Genomic DNA, 19,999 nt, shown 5'->3' on the forward strand with positions numbered 1-19,999 from the left:
TGCCGCCATTTTTTTGTCCCGGCCCTCGTCGTATCGCAGCCGCCGGAGCGGCCGTCGGCAGGACCTACGCGTCCTTGCTCAGGTTCGGGCCCGAGCCACCCGCCGCCGACTCGATCGGAGGAACGTCCGGCAGAGCCGACTTCTCCTCGCCGCGGAAGGTGAACTTCTTGTCCTCACCCTCGCCCTCGATGTCGACGACCACGATGTGACCGGGGCGCAGCTCGCCGAAGAGGATCTTCTCCGACAGCACGTCCTCGATCTCCCGCTGGATCGTCCGGCGCAGCGGCCGGGCGCCCAGGATCGGGTCGTAGCCCCGCTTGGCCAGGAGCGACTTGGCCGCGCCGCTGAGCTCGATGCCCATGTCGCGGTCCTTGAGGCGCTCGTCCACCTTGGTGAGCATGAGGTCGACGATCTGGATGATGTCTTCCTCGGTCAGCTGGTGGAACACCACCGTGTCGTCGACACGGTTCAGGAACTCCGGCCGGAAGTGCTGCTTGAGCTCGTCGTTGACCTTGGCCTTCATCCGCTCGTAGCCGGTCTTGACGTCACCCGTGGCGGCGAAGCCCAGGTTGAAGCCCTTGGAGATGTCCCGGGTGCCGAGGTTGGTCGTCATGATGATGACCGTGTTCTTGAAGTCCACGACCCGGCCCTGGGAGTCGGTCAGGCGACCGTCCTCCAGGATCTGCAGCAGCGAGTTGAAGATGTCCGGGTGGGCCTTCTCGACCTCGTCGAACAGCACGACCGAGAACGGCTTGCGGCGCACCTTCTCGGTGAGCTGGCCGCCCTCCTCGTAGCCGACGTAGCCGGGAGGCGAGCCGAAGAGCCGCGAGACGGTGTGCTTCTCGCTGAACTCCGACATGTCGAGCTGGATCAGCGCGTCCTCGTCGCCGAAGAGGAACTCCGCCAGCGTCTTGGACAGCTCGGTCTTACCGACACCGGACGGACCGGCGAAGATGAACGAGCCGCCCGGGCGCTTCGGGTCCTTCAGACCGGCACGGGTACGGCGGATCGCCTGCGACAGGGCCTTGATGGCGTCCTTCTGGCCGATGACGCGCTTGTGGAGCTCGTCCTCCATGCGCAGCAGCCGCGAGGACTCCTCCTCGGTGAGCTTGAAGACCGGGATGCCGGTGGCCGTCGCCAGGACCTCGGCGATCAGCTCCTCGTCCACCTCGGCGACGACGTCCATGTCGCCGGCCTTCCACTCCTTCTCCCGCTTGGCCTTCGCCGAGAGCAGCTGCTTCTCCTTGTCGCGGAGAGAGGCCGCCTTCTCGAAGTCCTGGGAGTCGATGGCCGACTCCTTGTCCCGGCGCACGTCGGCGATCTTCTCGTCGAACTCGCGCAGGTCCGGCGGAGCGGTCATCCGGCGGATGCGCATCCGGGAGCCGGCCTCGTCGATCAGGTCGATCGCCTTGTCCGGCAGGAAGCGGTCGGAGATGTAGCGGTCGGCCAGGGTGGCGGCCGCCACGAGGGCCGAGTCCGTGATCGAGACGCGGTGGTGCGCCTCGTAGCGGTCCCGGAGGCCCTTCAGGATCTCGATGGTGTGCGGCAGCGACGGCTCCGCGACCTGGATCGGCTGGAAGCGGCGCTCCAGCGCCGCGTCCTTCTCCAGGTGCTTGCGGTACTCGTCGAGCGTGGTCGCACCGATGGTCTGCAGCTCACCGCGGGCCAGCATCGGCTTGAGGATGCTGGCGGCGTCGATCGCGCCCTCGGCGGCACCCGCACCCACCAGGGTGTGGAGCTCGTCGATGAACAGGATGATGTCGCCGCGGGTGCGGATCTCCTTGAGCACCTTCTTCAGGCGCTCCTCGAAGTCACCGCGGTAGCGGGAGCCGGCGACCAGGGCGCCCAGGTCGAGGGTGTAGAGGTGCTTGTCCTTGAGGGTCTCGGGCACCTCGCCCTTGACGATGGCCTGGGCCAGGCCCTCGACGACCGCCGTCTTGCCGACGCCGGGCTCGCCGATGAGCACCGGGTTGTTCTTCGTACGGCGGGAGAGCACCTGCATGACCCGCTCGATCTCCTTCTCGCGCCCGATGACCGGGTCGAGCTTGGATTCGCGGGCGGCCTGCGTCAGGTTGCGGCCGAACTGGTCCAGCACGAGGGAGGTCGAGGGGGTGCCCTCGGCCGGGCCGCCGGCGGTGGCGGCCTCCTTGCCCTGGTACCCGGAGAGCAGCTGGATGACCTGCTGCCGCACCCGGTTCAGATCGGCGCCCAGCTTCACGAGGACCTGGGCGGCGACGCCCTCGCCCTCGCGGATCAGGCCGAGCAGGATGTGCTCCGTGCCGATGTAGTTGTGGCCGAGCTGGAGGGCCTCGCGGAGCGACAGCTCCAGGACCTTCTTGGCACGGGGGGTGAAGGGGATGTGCCCGGACGGAGCCTGCTGGCCCTGCCCGATGATCTCCTCCACCTGCTGCCGGACCGCCTCGAGCGAAATCCCGAGGCTCTCCAGGGCCTTAGCGGCGACACCCTCACCCTCGTGGATCAGCCCCAGGAGGATGTGCTCGGTGCCGATGTAGTTGTGGTTGAGCATCCGGGCTTCTTCCTGAGCCAGGACGACAACCCGCCGCGCACGGTCGGTGAACCTCTCGAACATCGTTAATCGCTCCTCAGAGCGGTCAGAAAGATCGGGGACGATCCCCTCCCTGTCCTTCCGCATGCTAGTCCCGCTACGGGGGACAGCTCATTCCAACTGCCGACACCGTCCTTGGCCTCCTGCCCCGAACAGCCGACAACAGCTCCAACCCGATGGTGCGAGACGATGTTCCCGCAGGCCAGGCGGATACCCACCATGACGCTACGCCGATGGCGAACGCCATCCCGGCCGGACCTGCGCGTCGCCCCTCCCACTAGGAAAGTTCTTACCCGCACGCACTGACACTCCATGCGGCGTGGGCCGGTTCCATCCGCTACGGGCGAACATCCCTGCGCGCCCGTACGCCTCCACACGCCCCCGCCTCTACCACGGTGAGTACCCGGATGCCAACTGTGCGTAACCCGGCGGCGCTCCGCCAGTTACTCCGGACCTGACCCGCTCCGCGCCCCGTCCCCTCCGGCCGTCCGTACCGACTCCGGGGAGGCCGGTGACGCCGTACGGCGGTGGTACCGGGACCGGCTCGGCCGGGGGACCACCGGCGGCGCCTGCGTGGAGCTGCCCCTCGGGGAGCGGTTCGACGCCCTCGAACCGCCCGCGGACGCCGGTTCCGTGGTGCCGCGACGGGTGCCGTGCACCGGGCCGGTCGCCCTGCAGGGGTCAGGATGCACCTGCTGACCGCCGCGGGCGGCGCGGACCGGCTGCCGGAGCCGCTCGACCGGCCGGAGCGGGGCGGCGCGCCCCTGGACCCGGTCGCCCGCGGCGACCGCATTCCGGCCCCGCTCCCGACGGGCCGGCGGGAGGCCGCCGACGGCCGGAGCGTTCCGGTGTGGCCGCGGCCTCCCGAGCCGGGGAGTGCGGTGGAGCGGACGCTGCCCACCGCGGCCCTGGGCAGCGGGGGCGACGGCCCGGGCGCTCCCGATCTCGGAGCTGGTGGGCGCTGCGGCGACGGAAGTCCACCGGGCCCGGTTGCTGCGCGCTGCGAGCGCTCAGCCGTTCGCCTTCTCGTACGCCTCGCGCACGGTGGCGGGGACACGACCGCGGTCGTTGACCTCGTAGCCGTTGTCCTTCGCCCAGGCGCGGATCTTCGCGGTGTCCTGGCTGCCACCGGAGGAGGAGCGGGCCTTGCTCCGGCCGGCGGCGGCACGGCCGCCGGTGCGACGGCCGCTCTTGGCGTAGGGCTCCAGCAGCCCGCGGAGCTTGTCCGCGTTGGCGGTGGTGAGGTCGATCTCGTAGGTCTTGCCGTCCAGCGCGAACGTCACGGTCTCGTCCGCCTCGCCACCGTCGAGGTCGTCGACAAGAAGGACCTGAACCTTCTGTGCCACTGGATTTCCTTTCATCGAAAAAGCAGTACGCGGAAAGGAAACCGCCTTTTCCGGAAAAACACAAACCCCCGGGTGAGGTTCAGCTGCCTTCACGACGGGAAACGTACGCGTTTCGGACATAGAGCGCCGTCGTTCACAGATGCAGAAGCATCCGGCTGTTGCCGAGGGTGTTCGGCTTCACCCGTTCGAGACCGAGGAACTCGGCCACACCCTCGTCATAGGAACGCAGCAGCTCGCTGTACACATCGCCGTCCACCGGCGTCTCCCCGATCTCGACGAACCCATGCTTCCCGAAGAAGTCGACTTCGAAGGTGAGGCAGAAAATGCGCCGTACCCCGAGCCAGCGCGCGGTCTGGAGCAGCTTGGCGAGCAGGTGGTGACCCACTCCGGTGCCCTTCAGGGCCCGGTCGACGGCCAGCGTGCGCACCTCGGCGAGGTCTTCCCACATCACGTGGAGCGCGCCGCAGCCGATGACTTCGGCGTCCTCGTCCCGCTCGGCCACCCAGAACTCCTGGATGTCCTCGTAAAGGGTCACCATCGCTTTGTCGAGGAGGATCCCATCACGTACGTAGCCGTCGAGGAGGCGGCGCAGCGCGGGTACATCGCTCGTTCTGGCCCGGCGGACAGTGACCTCTTTTGATACTGGGGACATGTGCGGACGCTATCGCTCCGCGTCTCCCGGGGTGCCATCGGGATCGTCGAGTTGTACGACGCGCATGGCATCGCGCAGCGCTTCCCGCTGTTCCGCGGACATCATGCCGAAGAAGGCGACGAGAGCGGCCGCGGGGTTGTCACTCGTGGACCAGGCCTCGTTCATGAGTGCGGCCGAGTAGGCGGCGCGGGTGGAGACCGCCTCATATCGATAGGCGCGGCCTTCTGCTTCCCGCCGCACCCAGCCCTTCTGATACAGGTTGTCCATTACGGTCATGACCGTCGTGTAGGCGATCGAGCGTTCCTGCTGAAGGTCTTCAAGGACTTCCCGAACGGTGACCGGGCGGTTCCACTGCCACACCCGCGTCATCACCGCGTCTTCCAGGTCACCCAATCGTCGAGGCACATTGGAATAATAGTGGCAGATGTCCTGAATGCCGGGTGATTTCCTCAGCAAAAAGGCGTACGACCGGGACGGGTGTTCCCGGTCGTACGCCTGTTGTCGCTGCGGTCCGCCTGTTGCCGCCGCGGAGGGTCAGGCCCGCGCCTCGCCGGTGTGCCGGGCCTGCGTGCCGTTCGTCTCGCGGGAGAGCGCCGCGTCGACCGCCGCGTCCTCCTTGGACTTGTTCGCACCGCCCTGACTCTTCACCATCGTGACGACGAGTGCGATGAAGGCAATGGCCATCACCACGGAGGGCAGAAGCGCGGAGATGTATTCCATGCCTCCAGAGTAGCCAGTCAGCCCGCGGCCAATTGCCGGAGCCCCTCAGAGGGCGGCCCCTGCCGCCGGCGGCGGGGCGGGAACACCTCGGCCGGGGTGGGCACCGGGCGGCCCCGGCGCTCCTCCGTATCCGGTTCACGTGGGCTTTTCTCCGGCTTGGCCCCGGGCTCCGCCTTCGGGTCGGCCGGGGGTTCCGCCTTGGGGCCGGGGCGGGGCTCGGGCTTCGGCTCGGACGGTTCGTCGGCGGCGCGCCCGCCGGGCAGCACCACCGGCCGGGCCGGGGGCGGTTCGGGCGCGGCCTGCGCCTGCCGGACCAGCCGGGAGCGGAGCGCGCGTTCGGCCAGCGCTTCGCACCGGTGCAACAGCACACGCCGGCGTTCCCGCTCGGCCTCCCCGGCAGGTTCCGCGCAGAGCCCGCGGAGGGCGGCGAGATCCTCGGCGCCCGGGAGATGGCCGTCGGCCAGCACCTCCCGGAGCTGCGTCAGATACGCGGTGGCGGCACCGGGGAGGGCGGCGCGGGAGCGGGCCAGGTCGGCGAGGAGGAAGGCGCGCAGCCTGCCGCCCTCGCGGACCGCCTCGTCCACGGCCCCGGCGAGACGGAACAGCTTCTGCACCTCCTCCTCCCGGTCGGGCCCGAAGGAGTCGGAGGCGGGCTGCAGGGCGATGGCGAGGGCGCGGCGCAGGACGCACAACTCTGCTGCGCTGAACGCCATGGCACCGCGGGAACCGTAGGGCGTGGGCATGAGCCGACTTTAAGTGCTAAGCGGACAAATTTCCCATAGCGCACCTTGCCGGGGGTGTCGGCCCGGCGGCCGGTCCGGAGCCCGGTGACGGGCGGCCGGGGACGGCGCCGGGCGGGCAACTGCCGGGGCCCGGGTCCGCCTCGGTGCGGAGGCGGACCCGGGCCCGTCGGGTTCAGGTGTGGCGGGTGTGTGCCGGACGCGGATGTGGCCGGAGCGTGCCGGGCTGAGGCGTGGCCGACGCGTACCGGACTCGGGTGGGGCGGTGCGTGCCGGACGCGGGTGGGGCTAGCGCGTGCCGGAGTCGTTGCCGCGGCGCCGGGCGAAGAGGAGCGCCCCGACGCCGGCACCGAGCGCCACCAGCGAGCCGACGGCCGCCAGGGTGACGCCGTGCGCACCGGTGTCGGCCAGCGACGCGCCCGACGCCGTGGTGCCGGAGCCGCCGGTCGTCGTGCTCCCCGTCTCCGAGGTGCCGCCGTGGGTGCGGGGTCCGGAGCTGTCGCCGCCGCGCTCGCCGCGGCCGCCCGTCGCGCCCCCGGTGCCCGTGCCGCCGGTGCCCTTGCCGCCGGTGATCTTCACCGGGACGGCGGCGGTGTTGTTCTCCGGGCGGGGGTCGCGCGTCGGGTGGTCGTCACGGTCCCGGACGACGACCTTGCCCTCGGCCCCCTTCACCTTCTTGTCGATGCGGATGTTGAAGACGAGCGACTCCTGCTCCCCCTTGCCGAAGGTGTCGTCGAGGTTGCAGACGTACGTCCGGCTGCCCGCGCTCCGGCGCGAGCAGGCCCAGTCGTCGTCCTCGCCGGGGAAGGGGATCGAGGTGATCGTGGTGCCCCGCGGCGGGGTGACCTCGTAGGTGCCCGCGCCGTGGCCACTGGCGTCGGAGAGGTCCATGGAGCCGGGACCGGCGTTCCGGGCACCCAGGGTGACCGGCACGGTCTGCCCGACCTTGCCCTTCACCGTGCCGGTGACCGCCTGGTAGTCGGCGTGCTGGGTGGTGGTGACGTCGGCGTGGCCGCCGTAGCCCTGAAAGCCGGTGCCCTCGGCCTTCTTCAGGGTGAGCGGGGCGCCGTCGCCCGTCCGGTCGTACTCGCCGGGCTGCTCGTTCTCCCAGGGGTCGTCGGCGCCGTTCACCCACGCGTGGTAGCCGACGCTGCCGTACATCAGGTCCTCGGCGGCGGTGTAGCGCAGCGGCTTGCTGAACTCGAGGGCCGCGCCGGGCTCCAGCGGGGTGTCGAAGACGCAGTACGCGGAGGTGTCCGCCCAGGACTTGTAGTGGCAGTTGCTGTGCTCCCGGGCGATCCTGACGCCGTCGGACCCGTACAGCTTGAAGCCGACGCCTTTCTCGGCGGGCAGTCGGCCGTGGTTGGCGACGGCCGGGGTCAGCTCGACGGTCGAGCCGGGGGCGACGTCCTTCAGCGGCGCGTGCTTGCGCTCGACGAGGTCCGGGCGGTCGATGAAGACCTTCGTCGCGGCCTTCACGGCCGGGGCGTTGGAGGCGGTCGCGGAGTACCGCACCGTGCCGCCGAAGCCCGGCTTCACACCCTTCGCGCCCCGGATGTAGAAGGGCTGGACGCTGGTCTTGCCGTCGATCGAGCTGTAAGTGCAGGTGAAGACCAGGTCCTTGGCCGTGCAGCCGCTGCCGGCCGGCCGGACGTCCGCCTTGTCCTTCAGGTCGGAGACGTCGATGGTCAGCTTCACGTCCTTGGCGAGCGGCTCCTCGCCCTCCACCCGCGCCAGGTTGAGGTGGAGGAGGAAGAGGGCGCCGCCCTGCGGGCCCTGGTCCGCCGCGAAGGTGTAGTAGCGGGCGGGCGCCTGGATCAGCAGCGTGGGATCGACGGCCAGCGCCGGCCCCGCGCCGAGACCGGTCGCCAGCGCGAGCACGGCTCCGGCCGTCACCACCCGTGCCGTCGTTCCTCGGTGCCCCATATTCCCCACCCATCCCGTTCTGCTCATCCGTGGTCCCAGGCAAGACCGGTGAGGAGGACGGATGGTTGCGTCCGGCCGGAAAGAGACCCCGGAACGGCCGGGACCGTACGGAGATCGGCGCCATCGTGACGGCGGGCGCCATGGTGACGGCGGCGCGGGGTGGGCGCGAGCCCGGGGTGGGCCCGGCCGGCGCGGGGCGGTGGGGCTCCGCCGGCCGCGTACCGTCCGCAAGGTGCAGGACAGCGTGACCGGCCAGTCGTCGGCCTCCGCCGTCCGGGACCCAGCGGCGGCCGGCGCGGGACGGTGCGCCTCCGCGCCGGAGGCCGGGTCGGCGGAGCGGTGTGCCTCCGCGCCGGAGGGCGGATCAGCCGCGGGCCACGTTCCGCTGGTAGACCAGGCGCAGGCCGATCAGCGTCAGCCAGGGCTCGTGCTCGTCGATGACCGAGGACTCCCCGAGGACCATCGGCGCGAGCCCGCCGGTGGCGATCACGGTCACCTCGTCCGGGTCGTCGGCCAGTTCCCGGGCCATGCGCTCCACCACGCCGTCGACCTGGCCGGCGAACCCGTAGAGGATGCCGGACTGCATCGCCTCGACGGTGTTCTTGCCGATCACGCTGCGCGGCCGGGCCAGTTCGATCTTCCGGAGCTGGGCGCCGCGCATGCCCAGGGCGTCGACGGAGATCTCGATGCCGGGCGAGATCACACCGCCCACGTACTCGCCGCGCGCCGAGACCGCGTCGAACGTCGTGGCCGTTCCGAAGTCGACGACCACGCACGGGCCGCCGTAGAGCTCGACGGCCGCCAGGGCGTTGATGATCCGGTCTGCGCCGACCTCCTTCGGGTTGTCCATCAGGATCGGGACACCGGTCTTGACGCCCGGCTCCACCAGGACGGCGGGGACGTCGCCGTAGTAGCGGCGGGTGACCTCGCGCAGCTCGTGCAGGACGGAGGGAACGGTCGAGCAGATGGCGATGCCGTCGATGCCGTCGCCCAGTTCGTCGCCGAGCAGCGGGTGCATGCCCATCAGGCCCTGGAGCAGGACGGCGTGTTCGTCCGCGGTGCGGCGCGCCTCGGTGGAGACCCGCCAGTGCTCGACGATCTCCTCACCGTCGAACAGGCCGAGGACGGTGTGGGTGTTGCCGACGTCGATGGTGAGCAGCATCAGCCCTGTTCCTCACGGAGGTCCAGGCCGATGTCGAGGATCGGCGAGGAGTGGGTGAGCGAGCCGACGGCCAGGTAGTCGACGCCGGTCTCGGCGTAGCCGCGGGCGGTGGCGAGGGTGAGCCGGCCCGAGGACTCCAGGCGGGCCCGGCCGGCCACCAGGGCGACGGCCTCCCGGGTCTGCTCCGGGGAGAAGTTGTCGAGCAGGATGAGGTCCGCGCCCTCGCGGAGGACGGGCTCGATCTGGTCCAGGCGGTCCACCTCGACCTCGATCGGCACCCCGGGGAACTCGCTGCGCACCGCGGTGAAGGCCGCCGCGACACCGCCCGCGGCGACCACGTGGTTGTCCTTGATCAGCGCGGCGTCGGAGAGCGACATCCGGTGGTTGACGCCGCCGCCGCAGCGCACCGCGTACTTCTCCAGGGCCCGCAGGCCGGGGGTGGTCTTCCGGGTGTCGCGGACCGCCGCGCCGGTGCCCTGAAGCAGGTCGGCCCACTCCCGGGTGGCGGTGGCGATGCCGGAGAGCCGGCACATCAGGTTGAGGGCGCTGCGCTCACCGGTGAGGAGGTCGCGGGTGCGGGTGCGGACGGACAGCAGCTTCTGGCCGGCCGCCACGCGCTCGCCGTCCTCGACGTGCCGCTCCACCTCGAACTCGTCGGTACAGACGACCGAGAGCACCGCCTCGGCGATCCGCAGGCCGGCGACGGTGCCGGCTTCGCGCGCGGTGAAGTCGCCGACCGCGACGGCGTCCTCGGGGATGGTGGCGACGGTCGTCACGTCCACGCCCTGGTCGAGGTCCTCGTCGATCGCCAGGTGGGCGATGTCCTCCACCTGGACGGGGTCCAGGCCCGCGTCGGCGAGCAGCTTCGCCAGCCCCGGGTCGAGGCCGCACTCCAGCGGGTCCAGCTCGTAGTCGTCACCGCCGCAGCCGCATCCGTCGCCGCAGCCGCCCCCTGCGTCGGAACCGGCGGCCGGCCCCCCGACCTGGAGCAGGGGAAGCTCCACGGGCTGTGAACGGTCGTCGGCGGTGCTCACGATGAGGACTCCCTCGAGGAGTGGGTGGATCGGTCCGGTGCGGCGGCGGGGGCCGCGGGGGCGGTGTCCGCCGCGGGAGTTCGGCCGGGCAGGGTCACCGGCGGGAAGTCTGCCGTCCCGGTGGCAGTGATCACCAGCTCGGCGGACGGGGTGAGGCGGGCGGCGAGGTGACGGCGCCAGTGCGCGTCGTCCCGGCCGGGGTGGTCCTCGCGCCAGTGGCAGCCCCGGGTCTCCTCGCGTGTCCGGGCCATGGCGACCAGGACCCGGGAGACCAGGAGGAGGTTGGTGGCCTCCCAGGTCTCGACACAGGGCTCGGCGGTCTTGCCGTTGCGGGCCAGGTCCGCCACGGCCTCGGTGTGCAGGGCCTCCAGGGCGACGGCGGCCGCGGCGAGGCTCTCGGCGCTGCGGAGGACCCCCGCCCCGGTGGTCATGATCCGCTGGATCACGAACCGGGACTCGGGGGCGAGGAGAGGGGTGGCGGCCTCGCCTGTGGGAGGCGCCGGTTCGGAGGCGGACGCGGCCTCGTACGAGCCGTCGGGGGAGGCGGAGCCGGGGTCGGGCTCCGTCGAGACGGGCTCTGCGGAGGCGGACTCAGTGCAGGCGGGCTCTGCGGAGACGGCGCCGCCGGAGACAGCGCCGTTGGAGACGATGCCGCCGGAGACGATGTCGGCGGCGATGCGCTCGGCGAACACCAGGCCTTCGAGCAGGGAGTTGGACGCCAGCCGGTTCGCCCCGTGCACGCCGGTGCAGGCGACCTCGCCGCACGCGTAGAGGCCGGGGACCGTCGTCCGCCCGCGCAGATCGGTGCGGACCCCGCCGGACGCGTAGTGCGCGGCGGGCGCCACCGGGATCGGGGCGGTCACCGGGTCGATGCCGTGCGCCCGGCAGGCGGCCAGGATCGTCGGGAAGCGGTTCTCCCACATCGCGGCGCCGAAGTGGCGTGCGTCGAGGTACATGTGCTCGGCGCCCTGCTCCTGCATGCGCCGCGTGATGCCCTTGGCGACGATGTCGCGCGGCGCCAGCTCGGCCAGTTCGTGCTGCCCCTGCATGAAGCGGACGCCGTCCGCGTCGACGAGGTGCGCGCCCTCGCCGCGGACGGCCTCGGAGACCAGCGGCTGCTGTCCCTCGGCATCCGCGCCCAGGTAGAGGACCGTGGGGTGGAACTGCACGAACTCCAGGTCGCTGACCTCGGCTCCGGCGCGCAGCGCCAGGGCGACGCCGTCGCCGGTGGAGACACCGGGGTTGGTGGTGGCGGAGAAGACCTGGCCCATGCCGCCGGTGGCGAGCACGACGGCGGGGGCGTGGACGGCGCCGACACCATCGCGCTGCCCCTCCCCCATGACGTGCAGGCTGACCCCGGCGGTGCGGCCCTCGGTGTCCGTGAGCAGGTCCAGGACCAGGGCGTTCTCGACGGTCTCGATCGTTCCCGGGCCCCCGCCGTCGGCTCCGGCCTCCCGCACCGCGGCGACCAGGGCCCGGGAGATCTCCGCGCCGGTCGCGTCCCCGCCGGCGTGCGCGATCCGGCGGCGGTGGTGGCCGCCCTCCCGGGTGAGCTCGATCCGTCCGGTCTCGGCGGAGGTGTCGAAGTGCGCGCCGGTGGCGATCAACCGGCGTACGGCGTCGGGGCCTTCGGTGACCAGGGTGCGTACGGCGTTCTCGTCGCAGAGCCCCGCGCCCGCCACGAGCGTGTCGTCGAGGTGCTGCTCGGGGGTGTCCCCCTCGCCGAGCGCGGCGGCGATGCCGCCCTGGGCCCAGCGGGTGGAACCGTCGTCCAGCCGGGCCTTGGTGACGACGACGGTCCGCCGGCCGGCGGCGGCGCAGCGGAGCGCCGCGGTGAGCCCGGCGACACCGGAGCCGACGACGACCACATCGGCCTCGACGGCCCAGCCCGGTGCGGGGGCGTGCAGGGTGAGCGGGTGCGCTCCCGCGGCGGCGCCGCCGGGCACCGGGACGCTCCCGGACGCGGTGTCCGGGGCGCCGGGCGCGGTGCCCGAGGTGCCGGACGCGGTGCCCGAGGTGCCCGGGGCGGTGTCCGAGGTGCCCGGGGCGGTGTCCGAGGTGCCCGACGCGCCGGGCGGCGGACCTATGTGATCAGCGGTCATCGGTCGCTCCCGGACTCGCGGTCTCTCCGGACTGGGGTCTCCTCGAACCACAGCCGGACGTTGTCGATCAGCCGGGTCGTACCGACCCTGGCGGCCACCGCCAGCACCGCCTCCCCCCGGAAGTCCGGCGGGACCTCGGTGAAGTCGGCGGCGTCGAGCAGGGCCAGGTAGTCGAGTTCGAGCGGGGGGCTGAACCGCGCCGCCTCCTCCAGCACGGCGGCTCCCGCGGCACGCACCGCCTCCGGGCCGGCCACGACGGCCGGGGCGCCCGGGGCTTCGGTGCCGTGCCCGGTGGCCCGGGCCCGTCCGGAACCCTCCTCCGGGCGGCCACGGCCGGGGCGGTTCGAGCCGGAGCCGTCCGATGCTGAGCCGTCCGATGCGGAGCCGCCGGGCCCGGAACCGTCGGAGCCGGAACCGTCCGGCCCCGAGCCGTCCGGCCCGGAGCCGTCGGGGCCCGGTCCGCCGCCGGCGCCGTCGGTGACGCCGGCGGCGCGCCGGCCGGCTTCCCGCGCGGCGAACAGCGCCCGGGACAGCGCGAGCGCCGTCCCGCGCTCCTCCGCCGAGAGGTAGCGGTTGCGGCTGGAGAGCGCGAGGCCGTCCTCCTCGCGCACGGTGGGAACGGCGACGATCTCCACGTCCTGGTCCAGCTCCAGATCGAGCACCATGCGCCGGATCAGGGCCAGTTGCTGGGCGTCCTTCTCCCCGAACATCGCGTGGTCGGCGGCGGTGATGCTGAGCAGCCGGTGCACCACGGTCAGCATGCCGTCGAAGTGACCGGGGCGGGTGGCCCCCTCCCACCGCTCCCCCATGGGGCCCGCGGTGATCCCGATCTGCGGCCGCCCGTGCGGGTAGACGGCGTCGACGGTCGGTGCGAACACCACGTCCGCACCGGCCTCCCGGCACACCTCCAGATCGGCGTCGAGGGTGCGCGGATAGCGGTCGAAGTCCTCGTTCGGGCCGAACTGCAGGGGGTTGACGAAGACGGTGACGACGACCATCCCGGCCTGCCCGGCCCGGCGCCGCGCCTCCCGGATCAGCGTGGCGTGCCCCTCGTGCAGGGCGCCCATCGTCATCACCACGACCGTGCGGGTGTTGTCCTCGAAGTGGTCGTCCTCGACGTCCTCGAGTTCGCGGCGGGTCCGCACCAGGTGGACCTGGCGCTCCTTCACCGCGGTGCGCTTGCCGAACATCGTCAGCGACCTCCGTCCGAGAGGACACCCAGCAGGTCCTCCGCCAGCTCCGGCTTCAGCAGACCGTGCGCGAGCGCCCGGTCCGCGGTCGTACGGGCCATCGCCAGATACCCGGCGACGGCCTGGGGCGCGTGCCGGCGCAGCTCCTCGACGTGCGCCGCGACCGTGCCCGCGTCACCGCGGGCCACCGGCCCGGTGAGGGCGGCGTCACCGGAGCGCAGCGCGTTGTCGAGGGCGGCGCCGAGGAGCGGGCCCAGCATCCGGTCGGGGGCGCTCACCCCCGCGGTCCGCAGCAGCTCCATGGCCTGGGCGACCAGAGTGACCAGGTGGTTCGCGCCGAGGGCGAGTGCCGCGTGGTAGAGCGGACGGGCCGCTTCCTCGATCCACTCGGGCTCGCCGCCCATCTCGATGACGAGGGCCTCGGCGGCCAGCCGCAGTTCCTCCGGGGCGGTGACCCCGAAGGAGCAGCCGGCGAGCCGCTGCACGTCGACCGCGGTGCCGGTGAAGGTCATGGCCGGGTGCAGGGCGAGCGGCAGGGCTCCGGCGCGCAGGGCCGGCTCCAGTACGGCGGTGCCGTACCGGCCGGAGGTGTGCACCAGCAGCTGGCCGGGCCGCACCGCACCGGTCTCCGCGAGGCCCTCGACGAGGCCGGGGAGGGCGTCGTCGGGCACGGTGAGGAGCACCAGCTCGGCGTTCCGCAGCACCTCTGCGGGCTCCACCACCGGGACGTCCGGGAGGAGCGCCCCGGCCCGGCGCACCGAGGCGTCGGAGACGGCCGAGACGGCCACCGGGCGGTGCCCGGCGAGCTGCAGGGACGCGGCGAGCGCGGGCCCCACGCGGCCCGCCCCGACAACGCCGACGGTCAGTCGCGCGGGGCGGTCCTTGGGCTCTGGATGATGGGGTGCGTTCACGCGGGGACGGCCTTCCGTTCCAGTCCGCCAGGGGTACCGGACGTGTCCTGGCCATGCTACGCGAGTGCTTCCGCCGCCCTCCGCGCCGTCCACGGCCTGTGGACAACCGGCGGGCGGGGGTGCGGCGTGCCGGTCGTGGTGCGCGGTGGGACGGGCCTGCCGACCGGCACCGGCCGGTGCGGGCCGGGCCGGGCCGCCGGGAACTCCGGCGCTCGCGCGGGACCGGAGTGCGCCATCATCGGCCGTATGACGGACGAGACCGGGGACCTCGCCCCCGCGACGGACCATGGCCCGTACGCACCCCACGGAGCGGCGCCGCACGGAGCAGCAGCGGACACGGCGGCAGGGGCCACGGAGAACGGACCGGCATCGGCATCGGCATCGGCATCGGCATCGGCCAACGAGCGCGCCGCCGGGGAGCCCGCCCACAAGGAACCCGATCACGAGGAACCCTCCCACGCGGACCGCTCCGACGCGGCGCTCCGGCGCAGGCTGACGGCCTGGCACCGCGCGGAGCGGACGCTCACGCACGGCGTGGCCGGGGAGACCATCGCCGAGCGGCTGGCGCGGCTGGCCGCCGAGGCCCCCACCGCGTACGTCCTGGACGACTGGACCGATGTCTACGGGGACGGCGTCACCGCGGCCCTGGAGCGCCGGGTCGCCGAACTGCTGGGCACCGAGGACGCGGCGTTCTTCCCGACCGGCACCATGGCGCAGCAGGTCGCCCTCCGCTGCTGGGCCGGGCGCACCGGCAACAGCACCGTGGCGCTCCATCCGCTCGCGCACCCCGAGCGGTGGGAGCGGGGCGCGCTGTCCGCGGTCGCGGGGCTGCGCACGGTCCATCCGACCACCCGGCCCCGGCTGCCGACCGCCGACGAGGTGCGGGATCTGGCCGAGCCGTTCGGCGCCCTGATGCTGGAGCTGCCGCTGCGCGACGCGGGCTTCGTGCTGCCCACCTGGGAGGAGCTGACGGACGTGGTGGACGCCGCCCGGGAACGCGATGCAGTGGTGCACTTCGACGGCGCACGGCTCTGGGAGTGCACCCCGCACTTCGGGCGCACGCTCCCGGAGATCGCCGCGCTCGCCGACAGCGTGTACGTCTCCTTCTACAAGTCCCTGGGCGGCCTCTCCGGCGCCGCCCTGGCCGGCCCGGCGACCCTGGTCGACGAGGCCAGGGCCTGGCGCCACCGGTACGGCGGAGTGCCGTTCCAGCAGTGGCCGGCCGCGCTCGCGGCGCTCGTCGGGCTGGACCGGGAACTGCCGCGGCTGCCCGAGTACGTGGCGCACGCCCGGGTCGTCGCCCGGGCTCTGGCGGACGCGCTGGCCGGCGCGGGGGTGCCCTGGTACCGGCTGTGTCCGGACCCCCCGCACACCCACCAGTTCCAGGTGTGGCTCCCGCACCCGGCCGAGGTGCTGACCGAGGCCGCCGTGCGGCAGGCGGAGGAGACCGGCACGGCGCTCTTCCGGACCTGGGACGAGGCACCGGTGCCGGGGACCGCGATGACGGAGGTGGCCGTCACCGCTCCCGGTCTGGCGTGGCGGCCGTCGGACGTGGCGCGGGCGGTCGCGGAGTTCCTGGAGCGGATCCCGTCCGGCGCGGGGGAGCCGCCGCGGTCACGGTGAGGACGGCGGCCGGGTGTCGGCGACGATGTCGCTGCTGCCGTCCGGGCCGGTTCGCCCCGCGGCGACCCGGGTCCCCCCGCCCGTGCGCTCCGCGGCGGGAGCGTGCTCCCGGCCCGTCGGATCCGTTCGGCCCAGGGTCCGTTCGACGAGCGCCCGGAAGCGCCGGACCTCGCGGAAGGCATGGAGAGCGCGCGCCTCGGCGGCGCCGGGTGCGGGCGGTGCCGTATCGCCCCGCCGGGCGGCCCGGTAGAGGTCGAGTGCGTACTGCTGGGTGATGCTCACGGGAATCCTCCGCGTCGACGGGTGGCCCCGTCCTGCGGGACGGGGAGAACGGCCCGGCCGTACGCCGGAGTCGGCGGGCCGGGGGTGTTCCACCACCCTGGTCGCGCCCCGCGCCGTCCCGCACGCCGATTGACGCGCATCGTCAATCGACACGGCTCGTGCCCGCCCGCCGGGCACGATGAGGCCATGAGTCTGAGCATCGGCATAGCGGGGCTGCCTCCCGAGCGGATCGTGTTCGCGCCGTCCCCGCTGGCCGAACTGGCCGCGATCCTGCACGCCCTCGCCGAGCCCGCGCACCATGCGGACCGGCACGGCCGGCTCACCGCGATCGCCGCCGCGCTACCCGTGGACCTCGCCGACCGGCTGGTCGAAGCGGAGTTCCTGTGGCGCTCCACCCGGGCGGACATCCTGCTGCCGAACGCGCCGGGCGACACCCTGACCGAGGACCTCGACACGCTGGACCGGCTCGACGACGAGACCTTCGTGCACGCCGCGTTGGAGATCACGTGCTCGCGCGGGTACGGCCGGCGCCGTCCGGAGCCGCTGAGCGACAGCGGCGACCGGGAGCGGGTACGGGCCCTGGCCTCCGCCCGCGGCCCGCTCCAGTCCGCCTTCGCCGACCGGCTGCTCACCGATCCACCGGCCGTACGGGCCTGGCTGCGCAGGCTGTTGGAGGACTGCGAGCAGGCGTTCTTCGCCGACGTCTGGCAGCAGGTACGGGTCCGGCTCGCCGCGGACGCCCGGCACAAGGCCCGGCTGCTGGCCCGGCAGGGCCTCGCCGAGGCGCTGGCGGCCGTCTCGCCCGCGATCACCCTGGACGCCGCACGCTCCCGCATCGTGGTCGACAAGCTCCAGGACGCGGCGACGTCCGCCACGGACGGCCTGACCTTCCTGCCGACCGTCTTCGGCCGGCCCCACCTGATCGTGGTGCACGCCCCGGGGTGGCAGCCGGTCGTCCACTACCCGGTCGCCACGCGCGGGGACGAGGAACCACGGGCGCTCTCCCCGGAGACGGTCGGCCGGCGGCTGGACGCCGTGGCGCACCCGGTCCGGATGCGCCTGTGCCGCACCCTGGCCCGCGGGCCCCACACGACGGGCGAACTCGCCTTCGCCTACGACCTCTCCGCGCCCGAGGTCTCCCGGCACCTGGCGGTCCTGAAGAAGGCCGGGCTGCTGGCCACGCGCCGCCGCGGCCGGTACGTCCTGTACGAGCTGGATCTGCCCGTGGTGGCCCGGCTGGGCACGGACTTCCTGGAGAGCGTGCTGCGCTGACCGGCACGGCCGGACCCGGCTGGGGGACCGCCGGCCGTTCCGGCTGAGCGGCGGGCGACCGGGCCGGGGTGGTGGCTCACCGTCGACCCGGCCCGGAGACGTGCCGACGGCCAGGGGGTGGTGGCTCACCGTCGACCCGGCCCGGAGACGTGCCGACGGCCAGGGGGTGGTGGCTCACCGTCGACCCGGCCCGGAGACGTGCCGACGGCCAGGGGGTGGTGGCTCACCGTCGACCCGACCCGGAGACGTGCCGACGGCCAGGGGGTGGTGGCTCACCGTCGACCCGACCCGGAGACGTGCCGACGGCCAGGGGGTGGTGGCTCACCGTCGCCCCGACCCGGAGACGTCCCCCGGAAGCCGCGCCGGGTCCCCTACTGCCCGCCCCCGCCGCCCGCGCGGACCAGCCCCGTCTCGTAGGCCAGCACGACCGCCTGCACCCGGTCCCGCAGCCCCAGCTTCGCCAGGATGCGCCCCACATGCGTCTTGACGGTCGCCTCCGAGAGGACGAGCCGGCCGGCGATCTCGCCGTTCGACAGCCCCTGCGCCACGAGCAGCAGGACCTCGCGCTCCCGGTCGGTGAGCCGCTGGAGTTCGGCCGCGGCCGGTTCGGAGCCGGCGCTCGGCAGCATCGGGCTGAACCGGTCCAGCAGCCTGCGGGTGGTGCTCGGCGCGACGACCGCGTCACCGCTGTGCACCGCGCGGATCGCGGCCAGCAGCTCGTCCGGCGGCACGTCCTTGAGCATGAAGCCGCTGGCCCCGACCTTCAGCGCGGAGAACGCGTACTCGTCGAGGTCGAACGTGGTCAGGATCAGCACCCGGGGAGTGGACGAGCCGCCCTGGCCGGCCCCCGCGCAGATGCGCCGGGTCGACTCCACCCCGTCCATCCGCGGCATGCGGACGTCCATCAGCACGACGTCCACCGGCTGGGTGCGCAGCACCTCCAGGGCCTCGGCGCCGTCCCCGGCCTCGGCGACGACCTCCATGTCGGGCTGCGCCTGCAGCACCATGCGGAACCCGGTGCGCAGCAGCACCTGGTCGTCGACGAGCATCACGCGGATCGACATCTGCGGTTTCCTTTTCTCGGCGGTTCTCGGCGGTTCTCGGCGGGTTCTCGGCGGGCGGGTGGCGGGCGGGTGGCGCGGCTCCCGGTTCGGTGGCCGCGCGGGGAGGGGTTCGGGTCCGGGTCCCGGACGGATGGATACGGACAGGGGTACGTCTGCGGGCCGGTCGGCGATCAGTGCACGGCTCCCGTCGTCCCGTCGCGGGTCAGTGGGCAGGTTTCATCGGCAGCACGGCGCTGATCCGGAAACCCCCGCCGGGCCGCGGTCCGGCGTCGAGCCGACCGCCGACCATACCGACCCGCTCCCGCATACCGATCAGTCCGTGGCCGAGGCCGTCGGCACCGCCCTCGGTGTACAGCTCCTGCTGGGCGCCCCGCCCGTCGTCCTCGACGAGCAGGTCCAGCTCGGCGTCCCCGTAGGTGAGGCGGACGGTGGCACCCGCCTCGGGCCCGCCGTGCTTACGGGTGTTGGTGAGCGCCTCCTGCACGATCCGGTACGCGGTCAGCTCGACACCGCTGGGCAGCGGCCGCGGGCTGCCCTCGACCGTGAAGTCCACGGCGAGCCCGGCCCCCCGGACCTGCTCGATGAGGTCGTCGAGCTGGCCGACGTCGGGCTGCGGCACGTAGTCGCGCCCCTCGCCGGGCTCACCGGTGCGCAGCACGCCCAGCAGCCGGCGCATCTCCGCCAGCGCCTGGCGGCCGGTGCCGGAGATCGTGGCCAGCGCCTGTTTCGCCTGGTCGGGGGCGGCATCCAGGACGTAGGCGGCGCCGTCGGCCTGGACGACCATCACCGAGACGTTGTGCGCCACCACGTCGTGCAGCTCGCGGGCGATCCGGGCCCGCTCGGCGGCGACGGCCATCTTCGACTGCGCCTCGCGCTCCTTCTCCAGCCGGGCGGCACGCTCCTCCAGCTGCGCGTAGTACGCCCGCCGGGTCCGGACGGAGTCCCCGAGCACCCAGGCCAGCGCGAACGGCACCGTGAGGAAGACGATGCCGACGATCCGCGACGCGCCGGGGAAGTCGTCCGGCCAGCGCGTCAGCGCGAGGGTGGGCGCGAGCAGGCCGCCGACCAGCGCGAAGCGGGACGCCCAGCGGGTGCCGTTGGCGGCCGCTGTGTAGATGATGACGAGCATCCCGAAGTCGCTCAGGTTCTGCTCGATCCCGAAGATCAGCTGTGCCACGCCCGTCGCGGCGGCCAGCAGCAGCATCTTCTCCGGGGCACGGCGGCGCAGCGCGATCACCGTGCCGAGGGCGAGCACCGTCAGGACCGCGACGAAGCGCGGGGTCGCGTCGAACGTGTCCTCCGCCAGCCACAGACCGCTGAGCCCGATCACCGGGAGGGCCCAGAAGGTGTCCACCCCGGTCGGGTGCCTGCGAAGGAAGTCATAGAGGCGCTGCACGTCACCCAGCGTA

At 73.1% G+C, this 19,999-nt stretch carries 17 protein-coding genes; 2 read left to right on the plus strand and 15 right to left on the minus strand.

Features of this window, described 5'->3' with window-relative positions; all coding sequences use genetic code 11:
- Positions 1 to 64: 64 nt before the first annotated feature.
- The 12 genes from AC3EQ1_RS27870 to AC3EQ1_RS27925 all read right to left on the minus strand — a co-directional run bounded on the left by AC3EQ1_RS27870 (position 65) and on the right by AC3EQ1_RS27925 (position 14,349).
- Positions 65 to 2,590, minus strand: coding sequence for an ATP-dependent Clp protease ATP-binding subunit (locus AC3EQ1_RS27870; RefSeq protein WP_432097092.1), 2,526 nt, complete (start codon positions 2,588 to 2,590; stop codon positions 65 to 67).
- 986 nt (positions 2,591 to 3,576) lie between these two features.
- Complete coding sequence (locus AC3EQ1_RS27875) at positions 3,577 to 3,912, minus strand: histone-like nucleoid-structuring protein Lsr2 (RefSeq protein WP_432097093.1); 336 nt, start codon at positions 3,910 to 3,912, stop codon at positions 3,577 to 3,579.
- A 133-nt stretch (positions 3,913 to 4,045) separates the two neighbouring features.
- The gene (locus tag AC3EQ1_RS27880; protein WP_351508749.1) at positions 4,046 to 4,564 is read right to left on the minus strand and encodes an amino-acid N-acetyltransferase; all 519 of its coding nucleotides are present in this window, start codon (positions 4,562 to 4,564) and stop codon (positions 4,046 to 4,048) included.
- A gap of 9 nt (positions 4,565 to 4,573) precedes the next feature.
- Positions 4,574 to 4,969, minus strand: coding sequence for a BlaI/MecI/CopY family transcriptional regulator (locus AC3EQ1_RS27885; RefSeq protein WP_351508751.1), 396 nt, complete (start codon positions 4,967 to 4,969; stop codon positions 4,574 to 4,576).
- 129 nt (positions 4,970 to 5,098) lie between these two features.
- Entirely contained in the window at positions 5,099 to 5,284 is a 186-nt protein-coding gene (locus AC3EQ1_RS27890; protein WP_432097094.1) for a hypothetical protein, read from the minus strand.
- 17 nt (positions 5,285 to 5,301) lie between these two features.
- Positions 5,302 to 6,027 (minus strand): hypothetical protein, encoded by a 726-nt coding sequence (locus tag AC3EQ1_RS27895; protein WP_432097095.1) that lies wholly within the window; start codon positions 6,025 to 6,027, stop codon positions 5,302 to 5,304.
- Between the two features lie 285 nt (positions 6,028 to 6,312).
- Complete coding sequence (locus AC3EQ1_RS27900) at positions 6,313 to 7,950, minus strand: hypothetical protein (RefSeq protein WP_432097096.1); 1,638 nt, start codon at positions 7,948 to 7,950, stop codon at positions 6,313 to 6,315.
- 364 nt (positions 7,951 to 8,314) lie between these two features.
- Entirely contained in the window at positions 8,315 to 9,112 is a 798-nt protein-coding gene (locus tag AC3EQ1_RS27905; RefSeq protein WP_388857067.1) for a type III pantothenate kinase, read from the minus strand.
- Complete coding sequence (nadC, locus tag AC3EQ1_RS27910) at positions 9,112 to 10,149, minus strand: carboxylating nicotinate-nucleotide diphosphorylase (RefSeq protein WP_432097117.1); 1,038 nt, start codon at positions 10,147 to 10,149, stop codon at positions 9,112 to 9,114. The genes AC3EQ1_RS27905 and nadC overlap by 1 nt, the downstream gene beginning before the upstream one ends.
- On the minus strand, positions 10,143 to 12,248 hold the full coding sequence (locus AC3EQ1_RS27915; RefSeq protein ID WP_432097097.1) for an L-aspartate oxidase: 2,106 nt from the start codon (positions 12,246 to 12,248) through the stop codon (positions 10,143 to 10,145). The genes nadC and AC3EQ1_RS27915 overlap by 7 nt, the downstream gene beginning before the upstream one ends.
- On the minus strand, positions 12,245 to 13,438 hold the full coding sequence (gene panC / locus AC3EQ1_RS27920) for a pantoate--beta-alanine ligase (RefSeq protein WP_432097098.1): 1,194 nt from the start codon (positions 13,436 to 13,438) through the stop codon (positions 12,245 to 12,247). The genes AC3EQ1_RS27915 and panC overlap by 4 nt, the downstream gene beginning before the upstream one ends.
- A 2-nt stretch (positions 13,439 to 13,440) precedes the next feature.
- On the minus strand, positions 13,441 to 14,349 hold the full coding sequence (locus tag AC3EQ1_RS27925) for a Rossmann-like and DUF2520 domain-containing protein (protein WP_432097099.1): 909 nt from the start codon (positions 14,347 to 14,349) through the stop codon (positions 13,441 to 13,443).
- A 246-nt stretch (positions 14,350 to 14,595) separates the two neighbouring features.
- Here AC3EQ1_RS27925 and AC3EQ1_RS27930 point away from each other — a divergent pair, with 246 nt between their 5' ends.
- Entirely contained in the window at positions 14,596 to 15,972 is a 1,377-nt protein-coding gene (locus AC3EQ1_RS27930) for a threonine aldolase family protein (RefSeq protein WP_432097100.1), read from the plus strand.
- Here the strand turns inward: AC3EQ1_RS27930 and AC3EQ1_RS27935 are convergent.
- Positions 15,964 to 16,254, minus strand: coding sequence for a hypothetical protein (locus AC3EQ1_RS27935; RefSeq protein WP_432097101.1), 291 nt, complete (start codon positions 16,252 to 16,254; stop codon positions 15,964 to 15,966). The genes AC3EQ1_RS27930 and AC3EQ1_RS27935 overlap by 9 nt on opposite strands.
- Positions 16,255 to 16,440: 186 nt before the next feature.
- On the opposite strand from AC3EQ1_RS27935, the gene AC3EQ1_RS27940 reads away from it, so the two are divergent.
- On the plus strand, positions 16,441 to 17,526 hold the full coding sequence (locus tag AC3EQ1_RS27940) for a DUF5937 family protein (RefSeq protein ID WP_432097102.1): 1,086 nt from the start codon (positions 16,441 to 16,443) through the stop codon (positions 17,524 to 17,526).
- A 371-nt stretch (positions 17,527 to 17,897) separates the two neighbouring features.
- Here AC3EQ1_RS27940 and AC3EQ1_RS27945 read toward each other — a convergent pair whose 3' ends face one another.
- Positions 17,898 to 18,590 carry a response regulator gene (locus AC3EQ1_RS27945; protein WP_432097103.1) on the minus strand — a complete coding sequence of 231 codons (693 nt, stop codon included), beginning with the start codon at positions 18,588 to 18,590 and terminating at the stop codon, positions 17,898 to 17,900.
- A 202-nt stretch (positions 18,591 to 18,792) separates the two neighbouring features.
- Positions 18,793 to 19,986 carry a sensor histidine kinase gene (locus AC3EQ1_RS27950; RefSeq protein ID WP_432097104.1) on the minus strand — a complete coding sequence of 398 codons (1,194 nt, stop codon included), beginning with the start codon at positions 19,984 to 19,986 and terminating at the stop codon, positions 18,793 to 18,795.
- Positions 19,987 to 19,999: the final 13 nt, after the last annotated feature.

It is taken from the genome of Streptomyces sp. bgisy100, assembly GCF_057709105.1.